Annotated in this window: 14 protein-coding genes and 1 pseudogene; 3 read left to right on the plus strand and 12 right to left on the minus strand. The window is 71.5% G+C overall.

From position 1 onward, the window contains the following. Window positions 1–73: 73 nt before the first annotated feature. The 6 genes from WYO_RS13430 to WYO_RS13455 form a co-directional block, all read right to left on the minus strand. A complete protein-coding gene (locus tag WYO_RS13430) occupies window positions 74–925 on the minus strand; it encodes a DUF1206 domain-containing protein (RefSeq protein ID WP_007563253.1) in 852 nt (283 codons plus the stop codon). 121 nt (window positions 926–1,046) lie between these two features. Continuing rightward, window positions 1,047–1,388: a hypothetical protein gene (locus WYO_RS13435; protein ID WP_007563255.1), complete on the minus strand. Its 342-nt coding sequence runs from the start codon at window positions 1,386–1,388 to the stop codon at window positions 1,047–1,049. A 62-nt stretch (window positions 1,389–1,450) separates the two neighbouring features. Further along, a complete protein-coding gene (locus WYO_RS13440) occupies window positions 1,451–2,014 on the minus strand; it encodes a Uma2 family endonuclease (protein WP_007563256.1) in 564 nt (187 codons plus the stop codon). 61 nt (window positions 2,015–2,075) lie between these two features. Continuing rightward, window positions 2,076–2,636 carry a Uma2 family endonuclease gene (locus tag WYO_RS13445; RefSeq protein WP_007563259.1) on the minus strand — a complete coding sequence of 187 codons (561 nt, stop codon included), beginning with the start codon at window positions 2,634–2,636 and terminating at the stop codon, window positions 2,076–2,078. A gap of 56 nt (window positions 2,637–2,692) precedes the next feature. Further along, window positions 2,693–3,859, minus strand: coding sequence for a M23 family metallopeptidase (locus tag WYO_RS13450; protein WP_007563261.1), 1,167 nt, complete (start codon window positions 3,857–3,859; stop codon window positions 2,693–2,695). 68 nt (window positions 3,860–3,927) lie between these two features. Further along, on the minus strand, window positions 3,928–4,395 hold the full coding sequence (locus WYO_RS13455; protein WP_007563263.1) for a peroxiredoxin: 468 nt from the start codon (window positions 4,393–4,395) through the stop codon (window positions 3,928–3,930). Window positions 4,396–4,571: 176 nt separating this feature from the next. Here WYO_RS13455 and WYO_RS13460 point away from each other — a divergent pair, with 176 nt between their 5' ends. Continuing rightward, window positions 4,572–8,042: a DUF3971 domain-containing protein gene (locus WYO_RS13460; protein ID WP_007563265.1), complete on the plus strand. Its 3,471-nt coding sequence runs from the start codon at window positions 4,572–4,574 to the stop codon at window positions 8,040–8,042. A 118-nt stretch (window positions 8,043–8,160) separates the two neighbouring features. Here WYO_RS13460 and WYO_RS13465 read toward each other — a convergent pair whose 3' ends face one another. Together WYO_RS13465 and WYO_RS13470 are read right to left on the minus strand one after the other, a co-directional pair. Further along, window positions 8,161–8,934, minus strand: a complete 774-nt coding sequence (locus tag WYO_RS13465; RefSeq protein ID WP_007563268.1) for a ferredoxin--NADP reductase — start codon at window positions 8,932–8,934, stop codon at window positions 8,161–8,163. Between the two features lie 254 nt (window positions 8,935–9,188). Next, window positions 9,189–10,151: a ring-cleaving dioxygenase gene (locus WYO_RS13470; protein WP_007563270.1), complete on the minus strand. Its 963-nt coding sequence runs from the start codon at window positions 10,149–10,151 to the stop codon at window positions 9,189–9,191. A gap of 162 nt (window positions 10,152–10,313) precedes the next feature. On the opposite strand from WYO_RS13470, the pseudogene WYO_RS29030 reads away from it, so the two are divergent. Beyond that, a pseudogene (locus WYO_RS29030) lies at window positions 10,314–10,643 on the plus strand (type II toxin-antitoxin system RelE/ParE family toxin). A 40-nt stretch (window positions 10,644–10,683) separates the two neighbouring features. Continuing rightward, on the plus strand, window positions 10,684–11,004 hold the full coding sequence (locus tag WYO_RS13480; RefSeq protein ID WP_007563272.1) for a HigA family addiction module antitoxin: 321 nt from the start codon (window positions 10,684–10,686) through the stop codon (window positions 11,002–11,004). A 3-nt stretch (window positions 11,005–11,007) separates the two neighbouring features. On the opposite strand, the gene WYO_RS13485 is transcribed toward WYO_RS13480, so the two are convergent. From WYO_RS13485 to lspA, 4 genes are all read right to left on the minus strand, one after another. Further along, window positions 11,008–12,300: a pitrilysin family protein gene (locus WYO_RS13485; protein ID WP_007563274.1), complete on the minus strand. Its 1,293-nt coding sequence runs from the start codon at window positions 12,298–12,300 to the stop codon at window positions 11,008–11,010. Between the two features lie 103 nt (window positions 12,301–12,403). After that, a complete protein-coding gene (locus WYO_RS13490) occupies window positions 12,404–13,813 on the minus strand; it encodes a pitrilysin family protein (protein ID WP_007563276.1) in 1,410 nt (469 codons plus the stop codon). Between the two features lie 159 nt (window positions 13,814–13,972). Beyond that, a complete protein-coding gene (locus WYO_RS13495; protein WP_007563278.1) occupies window positions 13,973–14,638 on the minus strand; it encodes a hypothetical protein in 666 nt (221 codons plus the stop codon). A 160-nt stretch (window positions 14,639–14,798) separates the two neighbouring features. Further along, window positions 14,799–15,296, minus strand: a complete 498-nt coding sequence (gene lspA, locus WYO_RS13500; RefSeq protein WP_007563280.1) for a signal peptidase II — start codon at window positions 15,294–15,296, stop codon at window positions 14,799–14,801. Window positions 15,297–15,377 lie beyond the last annotated feature (81 nt).

The raw sequence follows: 15,377 nt of genomic DNA on the forward strand, positions 1-15,377 counted from the left end.
GCCCAGGGCACGGGATTGCGCGGAGGGTGAACTCTACATGGGGCACGGGCGACGATTTACAAAGACTTATCTTTCACCGCAGCGCCCGGACGGCCGCCCCGGCCGCATCGTCCACCCGGTCGATGTCGGGCGCGTCGATGTGCCGGTAGCGGGCCTGGATCAGCCCGAACGCCCCGAAGGCGGCGTGGCCGGCCGCGACCAGCGCGAGCAGGATCCAGCCATAGGGCTGGGCGCGCAGCAGCGCGAAGGCCTCGGCCAGGCCCTTCGCGTCCGACGAGCGCTGATGCCAGGCCGCCGCCACTAGGAAGCCGCCGATGATCAGGAAGGCGATGCCCCGGGCCGCGTAGCCGAAGCGCCCGACCGGCCCGGCCCAGCGGTCGCGGGCCTGGGCATCGAGGGCGAGCCGGTCGGTGACGTCGCCCCGCCACGCCTTGCCGAGGAACCCGAAGCCGCCGCCGATCACGCCGAGGCCGACGAGCGCCACGAGCCAGCGGCCGAAGGGCTTGGCCAGGAGCCAGGCGGTGCCGTCATGCACGCCGTCGCCGCCGCTCATCCCGAGGCCGAGGCTGAGCGAGGCCGCGCTGACGGCCAGGCCGAGATAGATCACGGCGCTGATGAGATGCGCGCCGCGCACCGCCAGCCCTTTGGCGGACGTGCCCCGGCGGTCGGCATCGGTCACGCCCTCGACCAGGCGCCAGAGCGCGAAGCCGGCGAGCCCCAGGGCGATCAGCCCGACCAGGACCACGCCGAACGGCCCGTTCAGGACGGCGCGCAGAGCATCCTTGCTGTCGCCCGCCCGGCCGCCCTGGCCGATCGCCGCGAGCAGGGCCAGGGCGCCGACCACGACGTAGACGATCCCGCGGGCGCCGTAGCCGAAACGGGCGATGCGCTCGATCGTGTTGCGGCCGCCCGGAACGGGCGTCATGCGCGGCACCGGTCGGGGCAGGGGATCAGGTTCGGCACGGGCGGGATCCGATGATGCGGGACCGGTCAACGCCCGGATGCCCGGACCCGATCCGTTGCCAGCTCGATACCGATCGCCCGGATCACATCGGCGTCCGCTCCGAGCGACCGGCCAGGGCGACGTAGAAGCCGAGCCCGTCCTGGGCCGGCAGGGTGTGCAGGCGCTCGATCAGGCCGCGGCGCTTCGCGTCGAGGAGCAGGCGGCCCGCCGGCTGGAACAGGGTCTCGCCGCCGCCTTCCGGGGGCGGGTCCAGGCGGATCGCCACGGTCTTGCCCTTGGCGAAGCGGCTGCGCTCCAGCATGTCCTTGAGGGACGCCTCCGCGGTCGCCCGGTTGGCGCCGCGCAGGTCGAGCACCGATTCCGCGTCCGTCACGCCGAGGGCGCCGCGCAGCTTGGCCGCGTAGAAATCTTCGAAATGGGGCAAGTCGGTTGCCTTGAAGCTCTGCTGGGCCGGTGAGACCGGCGCGTTGCGATCGGGTGCGGGGCTCAGTCGGCGAGGCCGCGGTAGATGTCGGATACCGGCACGGTGCCGTCGAGTTCCGGCAGCGCGACGCTGCCGCCGGGGCCCAGCGCCTGCACGGTCCAGTCGGAGGGCCCCCGGCGCCAGACCTCGACCCGCAGCTCGTCGGAATAGACGATCAGCAGGACCCTGAGGCTCGGGACCGTGCGGTAGAAGTCGATCTTGCGGCCCCGGTCCAAGCTCATCGTGGACGGCGACAGCACTTCGGCCACCAGCAGCGGATCCTCCGCGTAGCCGTCCGGCAGCGGCGGTCCGCAGCGCACCACCACGTCGGGGATCGGCACGAAATCGTCCTGCTCGGCGCTGACGATCCCCAGGCCCGGCATGGCGCGGCAGCCCCGCGGCTCGGCGAGGGCATCCAGGCGCCCGGCCAGGTTCATGACGATGCGCTGATGGCGCTCGCGCGGCGGCGACATGAGCACGGGCTCGCCGTCGAGCAACTCCCAGCGCTCCTCGTCCGGGCGATCCTCCGCCCAGCGCCTGAACGCGGCAAATCCCATGCGCGTGTCGCGCTTCGCGGCCAACGCCATCGCCGCCCTCCGATCCGGGCGCGATGGTAGCACCCGCGACGGCGCCCGCAACAGCGCCGGTTCAGAAGGCCACGCGGGCGTAGGCCTCGCCCACCGGCAGGACACCGCCGAGTTCCGGCAGGGCGATAGCCTCGCCCGGCCCGGCAACCCGCATCGTCCACCCGGCATCCCGGCGCCAGACCTCGATCCGGGCCTCGTCCTGATAGACGATCAGCAGGGTCTGAAGGCTCGGGACGGTGGCGTAGAAGGCGAGCTTGCGGCCCCGGTCGTTGGTCATGGTGCCGGGCGAGAGCACCTCGACGATCAGCAGCGGGTCGTCGACGTAGCCGCCGGGCGGCATCGACCCGCAATGGACCACCACATCCGGGTAGGGCGCGTAATCGTCCATCGCGTCGCTGAGGATGGCGAGGCCCGGATAGGCGCCGCAGCCGCGCTCTTTTGCCAACGCATCGAGATGCTGCGCGATGTTGAGGACGATGCGCTGGTGCCGAGCACTGGGCGGTGCCATCAGCACCGGCTCGCCGTCGAGCAATTCCCAGCGCTCCTCGTCCGGACGCGGCTCGACCCAGCGCCGGTATTCGGCGACGCTCATGCGGGCGTCGCGCCTCCCAGCCCATGCCATGGCGGCCTCCGATCGGAGGCGCCACGATACCATGAGTCTCTGATTCCGGCGACGGCTCAGTCGGTTGCGAGCACCGCCGCGAGATCGCCGCCGGCCTCGAGGAAGCGCTGCGGGTCGACCGGCTCGCCGTCGATCCGGGTCTCGTAATGCAGGTGCGCCCCGGTTGAGCGTCCGGTCGAGCCGACGAGGCCGACCACGTCCCCCGCGCCGACGCGCTGGCCGGGCCGGACGAGGATGCGGGCGAGGTGGCCGAATCGGGTGACGACGCCGTGGCCGTGGTCGACCTCGACCATGTTGCCGTAGCCGCCGGCATAATCCGCGGCGCTCACCCGGCCGGGGGCGGTAGCGCGGGCGGGCTCGCCGGACTCGGCCTTGAGGTCGAGGCCGGTATGGAGCGCCAGCCACCGGGTGAACGGGTCGAGCCGGGTCCCGAACGGGCTCGACACGACCGGTTCGCCGCGGGTCGGCCGCCCGAGCGGCAGAGTGGCGACGAGCTGGTGCAGGCGCTCGCCGTCACCGAGCGTCCGACGGGCCAGGTCCAAGTTGCTCGCGAAGCTGTTCGCGACGCCGGCCCCGTCCAGCATGTCGGGACCGAGGGGAACCAGCGGGCCGCCGGTTCCGCCGGCCGCCGCACGGTCGAGGCGGTCGGGGTCGAGGCCGGTGCGGCCGATCAGCCCGCGCAGGCGCCGGACGGTGTCGCCGGCCCGCTCGACCACCCGGGCGAGGCGCTCGCCCTGCGCGGCCCGCAGGCCGTCGAGGCGGGCCTCCAGCCGGATCAGACCGGTCTCGGCATCGATGGCGCTGCGGCGGGGGAGGGCGGGCAAGCGCGGCCGGGTGCCCGCCTCGGCCGGGCGCAGGCTGAACCCGTCCGGGTCCGCCTCCGGACGCGGCAGCGCGCCGGTGGTGAGCGGATCGGAGACCTGAGCGCCGAGGGCGGCCAGGGCTGCCTGACGCCGCTCCAGCTCGGCCTGGCGCTCCAGCGCCGCCGCGACCCGCTCGGCCAAGCTCGTCTCGGCCCCGGCCCGGTCGCGGCCTGCCCGGTCGAGCCGGTCCTGCAGCTCGGCGAGACGGGCCTCGTAGGCGTCCCGCATCGCCCCCTGGCGGGCGACGAACCCGGCCAGCACGTCGTCGTGGAACACGATCAGGTAGGAGGCGCCGAGCGCCCAGATCAGGGCGAGGGCGAAGCCGGCAATTAGGATTTTCGGAAGCGGCGGGCGATGCATCAAGACGGCCCCGTGGGAGCCGCCATTCAGACCCGCTTAGGGTTAAGGATCCGTCGCGCCGCGCCTGGTCAGGGCAGCGCCCGGGCGGCCTCCAGCACAGCCTCGGCGTGCCCGGGCACCTTCACCTTCGGCCAGATCTTCGCGATGCGCCCCGCGCGATCGACCAGCACGGTGGTGCGCTCCACGCCCATGTACTTGCGCCCGTACATGCTCTTCTCGACCCAGACCCCGTAGGCCTCCAGCACGCCCTTGTCCTCGTCGGAGGCGAGCGGGAAGGCGAGGCCGTACTTGCCGCAGAACTTGTCGTGGCTCTTCACCGGATCCGGCGACAGGCCGATCACTGTCGCGTCGGCCTCCGCGAAGGCCGGCAGCAATCCGTTGAAGTCCTGCGCCTCCAGGGTGCAGCCGCTCGTGTCGTCCTTCGGGTAGAAGTAGAGCACGATCTTGTGACCTTTGAGCGCGGACAGCGCGACCCGTCCTCCGCCCGAGGCGGGGAGGTCGAAATCGGGGGCCGGATCGCCCTCTGACAATGGCATCGTGCCTTCCTTTCGGCCGATTGATGGTGTGCAGTCCCGCCGTGCGCGGCAGCTCCATGAGGTTGCGCCGCGCCGCCCGACCAGAACTCGGAGTCAGGCCCGCTGTAAAGCGCGGCCGCACTTCGATCCACCGGCCGCGGAGTTCCGCGCGCGAAGCACCCGGAACAAGGGTCCCGATGGCGGACGAGACGACCTTGGCAGGCAAGCCTCGGGGGAGGGCACGACGCTGGGGCGGGTTCTGCCTCGTCGGCGCGCTGACCCTGGTGCTGCTCGTCGGCGGCGGGATCGGGCTGGCGGTGCTGCGCCTGTCGAACGGCCCGCTGCAGATCGACGCCCTGTCGCGCCGGGTCGCGGCCGCCGTGGCCGAGCGGATCGGGCCGGGCTGGAGCATCGCGATCCGCGGCAGCAGCCTCGAGCTCGACCGCGAGAACGCCCTGAGCCTGCGCTTCTCCGGCCTCGACATCCGCAACCCGCAGGGCGACCTGGTGGTGCGGGCGCCGCTCGCCCTGGTCAGCCTCGATCCCTGGGGGCTCCTGCATCTCAACCTGCAGCCGCGCTCGATCGAGTTCCGCGAGACCCAGACCACCGCCCTCGTCCACCGCGACGGCTCGATCGCGTTCGCGGCCTCCGAGGCCAACCACCCGGTCGATATCGAGCCGCACACCCTGCCGAGCGTGGACGACGCCCGGGGCAAGGTCTCGCCGCTCTCGGCGACCGTGGCGTCGATCTTCGGCGTGGTGCTCGATTCCAGCGGCATCGTCGGCGCCCTCGACCGCGCCCGCCTCACCGATGCGCGCCTGCGGCTGATCGACGATGACGGCCGCGAGCGGGCGGTGTTCGCCCGGGTCAACGGGTTGTTCGGGCGCGATCCGGTGAACGGAACACGCAACTTCGAGTTGCGGCTCGACGGACCGCACGGCGAGTGGCGCTTCGGCGGCTCCCTGCGGGAGGGCGGCGCGGGGCAGGAGGACACGGAACACGCGCGCTCGGGCGTGATCACCCTGGACGATTTGCCGGTGCCCGACCTGCTGCTGCTCTCGGGCCAGTCGGGCCTGCCACTGACCACCGACCTCAAGCTCTCGGCCCGGGCCGACGTGAGCCTGGCGGGCGGGCGCATCAAGACCATGAGCGCCAAGGTCCATACCGGCGACGGCACCTTCCTGATCGAGGAGAAGGACTTCAACCCGGTCACGGTCGAGAGCCTGGACGCCACCCTGAACTGGGACGAGGCCGGCCGGGTCATGTCGCTCACCGGGCTGGATTACCGGGGCGCCGGCAACGCGGTGCACCTGACCGGGGCCTGGACGGGAAGCCCGCCGGACGCCGCCACCGCCTGGACCGCGACGCTGTCGGGCCGCGACGCGACCCTGCGGGGGGCGACCGCGCAGGACGCGCCGGTGAAGATCGACGCGCTGGACGCGCAGCTCACCGGCCGCGACGGCGGCATCGCCATCGACGCGCTCAACGTCTCGGCGCCGGGCGTGCAGGGGGTGATCACCGGCACGATCGGCACGACCGCCGACGAGGGCGGCCTGACCCTGCGCATCCTCGGCCATGACGGCGAGGTCCGGACCGGGCTGCGCCTGTGGCCGGAGCATATCGCGCCGCCGGCCCGCACCTACCTGGTGGACCAGCTGCGCCGGGGCCGGATCGATTCCGTCGACATCCGCGTGAAGATGTCCGGGACGGTGCTGGCTGCCGCGACCAAGGGCGAGCCCGCCCCCGACGACGCGGTGCATATCGATTTCCGGGTCTCGGACGCGGCGCTGGACGTCACCGCGGACGCGCCGCCGGTGGTCAAGGGCAACGTCTCCGGGACCATCACCGGGCGCTCGACCACCGTGCGCAACGTGACCGCCGAGGTCCGCGGCCCGGACGGGCGCGGGCTGGCGATCTCGGACGGCAGCTTCGTGATCCCGCAGATCACGCCGGACCGGGTGGTGGCGCAGATCGGCATGCGGCTCTCCGGCGGCGCGGACGGCATGGCCTCCGTGCTCCAGGCGAAGCTGTTCAAGAGCCTGATGAGCGTCGATCTCGACCCGGCCACCATCAAGGGCAACGCCGACCTGCGGGTCGATTTCCCCCTCGACCTCAAGCACGTGCCCGACCTGCCGAACCTGCCCGTGACCCTGTCGGGAACGCTCTCCGACCTCTCGGTCGACAAGGTGATGGGCAAGGACCGCCTGGAATCCGGCAAGTTCTCCCTGCTGTACGACCGCGGCGCCTTCACGCTGAAGGGCGACGGCCGGGTCGCGGGCGCGCCGATCTCGGTGGATCTGCGCCAGCCCAAGGTCGGCCAGCCCGGCGAGGCGGTGGTCAACCTCGCCCTCGACGATGCCTTGCGCGGCAAGAAGGGCCTGCCGACCGCGCCGCAGCTCTCGGGAACGATCCCAATCCGCGCCGTCGTGCCGATCGGCCGGCCGGGCTCCGGCAAGCCGCCGATCCGGGTCGAGGCGGATCTCGCCAAGGCCGGCATCGACGGGCTGGTGCCCGGGCTGACCAAGCTGGCGGGCAAGCCGGGCCGCGTCAGCTTCACGCTGGTGGATGGCGGCCAGACCTACGAGCTGCGCGACTTCGCCCTCGACGCCGCCCCGGCCGCCGCCCGCGGCAGCCTCACGATCAGCCCCGAGGGCGGCCTCGAGCGCGCCGACCTGACGAGCGTCAAGCTGTCGCCGGGCGACGACATGCGGGTGAGCCTCGACCGCACCGGCAGCGGCTACAAGGTCGTGGTGCGCGGCGCCGTGGTCGATGCCCGGCCGTTCCTCAAGTCGCTGGGCGGCCCGGACGCCAAGGGCGGCAAGGAGACCAAGGATCCCAACCCGAAGGATATCGATGCCGACATCCAGGTGCCGATCGTGGCGGGCTTCAACGACGAGGCCCTGACCAACGCCAACCTGCGGCTGTCGCTGCACGGCCGGACCCTGCGGGCGGCCAACATCACCGGGCGCTTCCGCGCGGCGCCGTTCGCCGCCACGGTCACAAGGGGCGAGCGCGGCGTGCCGATGCTCGCCGTGGAATCGTCCGATGCCGGCGCGACGCTGCGCTTCGTCGACGTCTACCGGCGGATGTATGGCGGCCGCCTGACCGCCGGGATCGGCCTCAATGACGGCCCGCAATCCGGCGTGGTCCAGATCCGCGACTTCTCGCTCCGCAACGAGCCGGCCCTGTCGAGCATCATGGCGCAGGGGCCGGAGCCGGCCGAGGCGGAATCGGCCCGCGGCCGCCGCATCGCCCCGGGCCGGGCGGCCGGCGACGTGACCTTCGACCGGATGCGGGCGAATTTCGTGCGCAGCGGCAGCCGGGTCGAATTCAGCGACGCGGCGATCTCCAACGCCGCGATGGGCTTCACCCTGTCGGGCTGGCTCGATACCGGCCGGGAGCGCACCGACATGAACGGCACCTTCGTGCCGCTCTACGGGCTCAACAACGTCGCCTCGCAGCTGCCGCTGCTCGGGCCGCTGCTGGGCGGCGGGCACAATGAGGGCCTGTTCGCGGTCAATTTCCGCGTCTCCGGCAAGCTCTCCTCCCCGGACGTGAGCGTGAACCCGCTCTCGGCGATCGCCCCCGGCTTCCTGCGCAAGCTGTTCAGCGCCGGCGGCGGCCCCTTCGCGGACGGCGTGCCGGCGGTGCCGCAGGGCGAGCGGTAACGGCATCCCATCCCGGGGGCCGTTTCCGTGCCGCACCGTCATTGCGAGCGCCGTCGCGGAAGCACAAAAAAGCCCGGCGCGGCGGACCGCACCGGGCTGAACGCAAAGTCCAGAGCAACTACTTCTCGACGAAGGCCTTCTCGATCACGTAGTGGCCGGCTTCGCCGTGGTTGCCTTCCTCGTAGCCGCCGCTGCTCAGCAGCTCGCGGGTGTCGCGGATCATGTCGGGGCTGCCGCAGAGCATGAAGCGGTCGTTCTCCACCGACATGGCCGGCAGGCCGATATCGGAGAAGAGCTTGCCCGAGACCATCAGGTCGGTGATCCGGCCGCGGTTGCGGAACGGCTCGCGGGTCACGGTCGGGTAGTAGATCAGCTGGCTCGAGATCATCTCGCCCAGGAACTCGTGCTTCGGCAGGGCCTCGGTGATGGTCTCGCCGTAGGCCAGCTCCTGGACCTGGCGGCAGCCATGGACCAGCACGACCTTCTCGAACCGCTCGTAGCTCTCCGGGTCCTTGATGATCGACATGAACGGGGCCAGGCCCGTGCCGGTGCCGAGCAGGTAGAGGTTCCGGCCGGGCAGCAGGTTGTCGAGCACCAGGGTGCCGGTGGGCTTCTTGCCGACGATGATCGGGTCGCCGACCTTGAGGTGCTGGAGCTTGGAGGTCAGCGGACCGTCCTGGACCTTGATCGAGAAGAACTCGAGCTCCTCCTCGTAATTGGCCGAGACCACCGAATAGGCGCGCAGCAGCGGCCGACCCTCGACCTCGAGGCCGATCATGGTGAACTCGCCGTTGCGGAAGCGGAACGCCGGGTCCCGCGTGGTGCGGAACGAGAACAGGTTCTCGGTCCAGTGATGCACCGACAGAACGCGCTCCTCGTAGAACTTGCTCATCGACGGATCAGTCCTCGAATCCTCTGATGCTCGGCCCATGCCCCCGGCGATTCGGGGCGCATGAGGTTCGGCGGATCGTCGCCGTCCCGCGGGGCAGGGTCGGACCCCGCGCGCACGCGCACCGGGACCCGGCTGTCAAACCCAAATCGGGTGCTTCTTCTCGGGTGCTTCTTTCGCAGTTGCAGCACGCCCGTCAAGGCGCGCCAGGATCACACCCGCGCAAGAAGTGAATGGCCTGGAATCGTTCGAATATTTTAACCCGCGACGACCGGACGGAGCGGCTTCAACCCCGCCTCGATCTCGGCCCGGCGCGGTTCCAGGAACGGCGGCAGGGCGAGGCGCGCGCCCAGGCTTTCCAGGGGCTCGTCGGCGGTGAAGCCCGGGCCGTCGGTGGCGATCTCGAACAGGATGCCGTTGGGCTCGCGGAAATACAGGCTGCGGAAGTAGTAGCGGTCCACCGGCCCGCTGCTCGGCACCCGGGCGGCCTTCAGCCGGTCGGCCCACGCCTCGTACTCCGCGTCGGGGATGCGGAAGGCGACGTGGTGGACCGCGCCGGCGCCCTGCTGTGCCGGCGCCGCGGCATCGGCCAGGAGCTGTATCTCGGCGGCCGGGCCGCCCGGACCCATGGCGTAGACCGCGACCGGGCCGTCGCCGGTCTCGAAGCTCCGCTCCCGGCGCATGCCGAGCAGATCGGTCAGCACGGCAGCGGTGCGGGCCGGGTCCGGCACGGACAGGCGGATCGGGCCCAGGCCCCGGATCTGGTAGGCCGCCGGCACCGGCGAGGCGTCCCAGGGATGCTCCGGGCCGGTGCCGCCGTCATCGACCAGGGCGAGGCGCTGGCCCTCGGGATCCTCGAATTCGAGGGTTAGGCGGCCGTCGCGCAGGGCGGGCTCGGCCAGCACGATTCCAACCTCTTGGCCGGCCTCGCGCAGGCGGGCGTGCCACCACGCCACCGCGCTCTCGCCGGGCACGCGCAGATGGGTGCGGGTGATGCTGTTCGACCCGCGCCGCTCCCGGGGCGCCGGCCAGTCGAAGAAGGTGATGTCGCTGCCGGGGCTCGCCAGCCCGTCCGCGTAGAACAGGTGATAGGCCGAAACGTCGTCCTGGTTCACGGTCTTCTTCACCAGCCGCAGGCCGAGCGTGCCGGTGTAGAACGCGACGTTCTCCGCCGCGCGGGCGGTCACCGCGGTGAGGTGATGGATGCCGGTGAGCTGCATGGTTTTCCGTGTGGGTCCCCGCTCCGATCCGCGTCACGTGGGGTTCGGGCGACGGCGTTGCGAGCGCACGGCTGGAATGCAGTGGGCGTAAGGGGATTTGAGAGGCTTCATTCCTAGCCCCCCTGAAGCCGTATCATCGACAGATACAAAGCTCTTGACTTGATGTATCTCTCGTTGATACATCGAAGTCAGAGGCGGAGCGATGGCGTGGCGATTCAGAGCTTCGCGGACGACGCGACGGAAGCGGTGTTCCGCGGACGCCATCCCAGAGGCATCCCCTTTGCGATCCTCAAGGTCGCACGGCGCAAACTACGCTAGATCCATGCGGCGGCGTCCCTGAACGATCTGAAGGTGCCGCCGGGCAACAGGCTTCACCCACTGACGCACGATCGCGCTGGGCAGCATGCCATCTGGATCAACGATCAATTCCGGATCTGCCTGCGCTGGACAGTGACAGGTCCGGCCGAGGTCGAGATCGTCGATTACCATTGACCAGGGGCATCGCCCCACTCCGACGGACGGGAGATCCCCGATGGCCATCGCGTACGAGACCGACACCGTCTTGCCGCCGCTGCATCCCGGCGAGGTGCTGCGCGAGGACTTCCTGATTCCCCTCGGCTTGTCGGCCGGCACGGTGGCGCGGGCCTGCTGCGTCCCGCGGACCCGGATCGAGCGGATCGCCTCCGAGCAGATCGGGGTCTCGACCGATACGGCCCTGCGCCTCGGCCGCTATTTTGGCACGAGCGCGGAATTCTGGCTCAACCTCCAGCGCCAGTACGAGGTGGAGACGCTGACGCGCACCCTCGGGCCGGAGATCGAACGGATCGCCCCGCTCGCCCCCGCGGCAGCCTGAGCGTCAGAGCCCCACCGGCCGGCCGGCGGCGACCACCAGCATCCGGCCGTCCGCAAAGGTCCGGGCGGCGGCGCGGCGGATATCGGCCTGGGTCACGGCCGAGACCAGGGCGTTGCGGCGGGCGATGTAGTCCATGCCCAGTTCCTCGAAGGCGATCTGCACCAGCTGGTGGGCGATCTTGGTCGAGGTGTCGAAGCCGAGCGCGTAGGAGCCGGTGAGGTAGTCCTTGGCCTTCTGCAACTCGTCGTCGTCCGGGCCGTCGGCGATCAGCCGGCCGATCTCGTCGCCGATCACCGACAGGGCCTCGCCGACGCGCTCGTTCTTGGTGGCGGTGTAGCCCCAGGTCATCGCGGCCGAGCGGTGGCTGACCAGCGAGGTGCCGACCGAGTAGGCCAGCCCGCGCTTCTCGCGCACCTCCTGGAACAGGCGCGACGTGAAGGCGCCGCCGCCCAGGATGTGGTTGAGCACGTAGGCCGGGATGAAGTCCGGGTCGCGCCAGGGCACGCCGGCCATGCCGAAGCGGATCACCGATTGCGGCACGTCGAGATCGACCACGATGCGCCGGCCGAGATCCTGCACCTCGGTGCGCGGCACCGCCTTGAGCTCTCCGGCCTCCGGCAGGGAGCCGAAGGCACGGTTCAGGCCCTCGGCCAGCTGCTCGGCCCCGATGGCGCCCACCGCCGCGACCTTCACCCGGCCGCGCCCGATGATGCGGGCATGCATCGCCAGGAGGTCGTCCCGGGTGATCGTGGCGACGCTCTCCACCGTGCCCGAGGAGGGCCGGGCGTAGGCGTGGCCGGCGAAGGCCTCCTTGAAGAACCGGCGCGAGGCCAGCACGCCCGGATCGTTCTGCTGGTAGCGCAGGCCGGCGATCACCTGGCCGCGGACGCGCTCGATCGCGTCCGGATCGAGGCGCGGCTTGGCGAGCGCCAGGGCGAGGAGCGCGATGCCCTCGTCGGCATGCTTGACCAGCATCTTGAGCGAGCCGCCGATCGCGTCGGGGCCGGCATGGAAGGACAGCTCGATCGCCCGGGCGGCGAGCTGCTCCTGGAAGGCGTCGGAGGTCAGGTCGCCGGCGCCCTCGTCGAGGAGCCGGGCCAGCATCTGCGCGCAGCCGGCCTTGCCGGCCGGGTCCTGGGCGGCGCCGCCCTCGAAGGTGAAGGCCAGCGCGATCATCGGCACGACCGGGGATTCGGCGTGCCACGCCTCGATGCCGGCGGCGGTCGTCACCGGCAGGGCCGTCGTGGGCGAGCTGGCGGGGGCGGCGGTGTCGACCAAGTTCTCGGCGACGCTCATGGGAACCTCTTCTTATTTCGTCACGGGCGGCGGCGGAGTGGTCTCGCGGCCTGATGCAGGTCCCGACGGGGGTGAAACCGCCCGCCGGGACGCGCCCGAAAACCTATTCCGCGGCCATCGCGACCGGGGCGTCGGGGTCCTGAGCCTTGGTCAGGTAGCCGGTGACCGAGCGGGACGGCGTCAGCCAGCGCTCGGCGGCGGCCTTGAGTCGCTCCTGCGAGACCGCCTCGATATCGGTCGGCCAGCGGCGGACCTCCTCGATGGTCTCGCCGATCGCGAGCGCCGAACCGTAGATCCGGGCGAGCGAGGACTGGCTGTCGGAGGAGTAGACGGTCTCGGCCACGAGCCGGGTCTTGGCGCGCTCGATCGCCTCGGCGCCGAGCGCCTCCGCGGGGGCGCGGCGCAGGATCTTGTCCACCGCCTCCTCCAGCGTCTCCAGGGAGACGCCCTCGGCCGGCACCGCGTAGACGGAGAACCGGGTCTCGTCGATCGCCGAGCCCATGTACCAGGCGCCGGCATTCACCGCGAGGCCGGTCTCCATGACCAGCTTGCGGTAGAGGTAGGAGGTCGAGCCGCCGCCCAGAACCTCGGCGAGCAGCTCGAGGTCGTGGCAGCCGCCGTCGCGGGCGGTGATGCAGGACGGGGTCAGGTAGAGCCGCTGCAGGGTCGGCTGCTCGACCTTCGGGTCGGCGACCGCGACCCGGCGCAGGGCCTTGGGCTCGGGCTCGCGGGCCCGCAGGCGCTCGGGGCGGGCGCCCTGCGGGGCGACGCGGCCGTAGGTCTCGTCGGCCAGGCGCCGGACCTCGTCCGGGGTCACGTCGCCGGCCACCACCAGGATCGCGTTCTCGGGGGTGTAGAAGCGCTTGTAATAGGCCAGCGCGTGCTCGCGGTTCAGGCCCTCGATCTCGTGCATCCAGCCGATGATCGGGATGCCGTAGGGGTGGTGCACGAACAGCGAGGCGGCCATCGCCTCGGAGAGCTGGGCGGAGGGGTCGGTCTCGACCCGCATGCGCCGCTCCTCCAGCACCACGTCGCGCTCGGGCGCGACCACGGCGTCGTCGAGGACGAGGCCGCTCATGCGGTCGGCCTCGAACGCCATCATGGTGCCGAGATGGTCCCGGGCGACCCGCTGGAAATAGGCGGTGTAATCGTAGCTGGTGAAGGCGTTCTCCTGGCCGCCGAGGCCCGAGACCGCCTTGGAGAAGGCGCCGACCGGGTGCTTCTCGGTGCCCTTGAACATCAGGTGCTCGAGGAAGTGGGCGATGCCCGACTGGCCCAACGGATCATCGGCCGAGCCGTTGCGATACCAGATCATGTGGGTCGCCACGGGGGCCCGGTGATCGGGCACCACCACCACGTCGAGGCCGTTGTCGAGGGTGAAGGCCGTGACCTCGGGCCCGCCCGCCTCGGAGCGCCCGAACGGCGCGGCCTCGCCCCGGCCGGCGCTGCCGCCATACGGCGAGCCCGGACGCGGCGGGAAGAGGGTGGGCGTCGCCTTCCTGAACAGGTGCATTCCGCTTTCCTTTTGCCGGCCCCGGTGCCGCCGACGCCCGCCTGGGACGCTCGGATGGATCGGGGCCGTCCTCGTCTCCGGCCGGCAAGAGCCGTACCGGGACAGACATGTCATGTTGCCATGCCGGGGCGCCGTTGCAACGACGCCACAGCCGGATGGTTACTGCTGGGCGCGCTGGCGCTGATAGGCCCGGGGATCGGCCTCCTCGCGGTCGCGGCTGGCATTGTTGATCGGGTCCCGGGACGGCGGCTGGGCCAACTTCTTCGGGGATTGCCGGTAGCCGGTCGGCGGGTCGGTCAGCACGTCCCGGGCCGGCTCGACATCGGAGGGCTCGGCATTGGCGCTCTTGCCCTTCAGCAGGTCGAACGGGCTGAGCAGGCTGTCGTCGCGGTTGGTGTCGCCCGGCTTGCGCTCGGCCTCGGTGGTGACGTTCGCCCCGGCGCGGCGGCCGCCGCGGATCTCGTCCACAGAGAGCGTGGCGTTGTTGTCGTCGTAGCGGCCGCGGGCCTGGTTGCCGACCGGGCGGCGCCGCTCGGCCGCCGCGCGCTCGCGCTCGACGATCTCGGGATCCTTCGGCCAGGCGGTGCTGGTGGAGCGGGCCCGGGGCTGGGGCAGGGCCTTGCCGTCGAGCTTGGGCGGCATCACCAGCGGCGGGCGCTCGTGATAGTCGATCGGGTCCTGGCGCTTCTCCAGGAGGCCGATGCCGGAGAGCGCGTCGCGCATGAACTCGCCCCGCTCCTGGGCCTGCGCGCCGCAGGCCAGCAGCGGCGACAGCGCGACCGCAACGGCGGGGAGGATGAGACGAAGCCTGCGGTGCCCGGTCATGCTGCCTCACGGGTTCCGGCCGGGAGTCCGGCGCGGGGACGGCCGCCACGCGGCCTGATCCGACGGGTCCCGGCCTGAGACCGGTTTCCGGCGATCGTATGGCGCCTTGACCGCATTGCACCAGAGGCTTGGGGCGGGCAGGGCCGATCTGTTGCGGGAATCACGGGCGCGAGGCCCCTTGCGGCGTACCCCGCCCGGCTGGACTCAGGCTGTCGAGAATCAGGCCGATCACCCCGGCGACGATCGCGGCGTCCGCCACGTTGAACACGTACCAGGACCAGCCGCCGGCATGGAGGTGGACGAAGTCGAACACCGCCCCGTAGGCGGCCCGGTCGATGGCGTTGCCGAGCGCGCCGCCGACGATCAGGCCGAGCGCCACCGCCAGAAGCCGCGAGCCGGCCCGGGTCATCCAGATGCCGAGGCCGAGGGCAGCGGCGAGTGACAGGACGACGAGGAACCAGCGCCCGAACCCGCTCTCCTGCTGGAACAGGCCGTAGGAGACGCCGCGATTCCAGACCACCACGAAGTCGGCGAACGGCGCCAGCCGCCACGGCTGGGTCAGCACGAGGTCGGTTCCGAAATAGAGCCCGAGCTTGGAGGCCTGGTCGAGGACCAGGGTGACGAGCAGGGCCAGCAGGCCGGCGCGGGTGGGGGTCATGGGCGGGGACCCGACACGCGCATGCCTCCCTCCCCCCTCGGCGGGGGAGGGAGGCATGCGCAGCAGGGGGGGAGAGGGGAG

The organism is Methylobacterium sp. GXF4 (assembly GCF_000272495.1).
GTDB lineage: Bacteria > Pseudomonadota > Alphaproteobacteria > Rhizobiales > Beijerinckiaceae > Methylobacterium > Methylobacterium brachiatum.

Bases quoted from the DNA above. Each gene is read 5' to 3' on its own strand.
- WYO_RS13430 (WP_007563253.1), bottom strand. From the start codon at position 925: ATGACGCCCGTTCCGGGCGGCCGCAACACGATCGAGCGCATCGCCCGT.
- WYO_RS13440 (WP_007563256.1), bottom strand. From the start codon at position 2,014: ATGGCGTTGGCCGCGAAGCGCGACACGCGCATGGGATTTGCCGCGTTC.
- WYO_RS13445 (WP_007563259.1), bottom strand. From the start codon at position 2,636: ATGGCATGGGCTGGGAGGCGCGACGCCCGCATGAGCGTCGCCGAATAC.
- WYO_RS13450 (WP_007563261.1), bottom strand. From the start codon at position 3,859: ATGCATCGCCCGCCGCTTCCGAAAATCCTAATTGCCGGCTTCGCCCTC.
- WYO_RS13455 (WP_007563263.1), bottom strand. From the start codon at position 4,395: ATGCCATTGTCAGAGGGCGATCCGGCCCCCGATTTCGACCTCCCCGCC.
- WYO_RS13460 (WP_007563265.1), top strand. From the start codon at position 4,572: ATGGCGGACGAGACGACCTTGGCAGGCAAGCCTCGGGGGAGGGCACGA.
- WYO_RS13465 (WP_007563268.1), bottom strand. From the start codon at position 8,934: ATGAGCAAGTTCTACGAGGAGCGCGTTCTGTCGGTGCATCACTGGACC.
- WYO_RS13470 (WP_007563270.1), bottom strand. From the start codon at position 10,151: ATGCAGCTCACCGGCATCCATCACCTCACCGCGGTGACCGCCCGCGCG.
- WYO_RS13480 (WP_007563272.1), top strand. From the start codon at position 10,684: ATGGCCATCGCGTACGAGACCGACACCGTCTTGCCGCCGCTGCATCCC.
- WYO_RS13485 (WP_007563274.1), bottom strand. From the start codon at position 12,300: ATGAGCGTCGCCGAGAACTTGGTCGACACCGCCGCCCCCGCCAGCTCG.
- WYO_RS13490 (WP_007563276.1), bottom strand. From the start codon at position 13,813: ATGCACCTGTTCAGGAAGGCGACGCCCACCCTCTTCCCGCCGCGTCCG.
- WYO_RS13495 (WP_007563278.1), bottom strand. From the start codon at position 14,638: ATGACCGGGCACCGCAGGCTTCGTCTCATCCTCCCCGCCGTTGCGGTC.
- lspA (WP_007563280.1), bottom strand. From the start codon at position 15,296: ATGACCCCCACCCGCGCCGGCCTGCTGGCCCTGCTCGTCACCCTGGTC.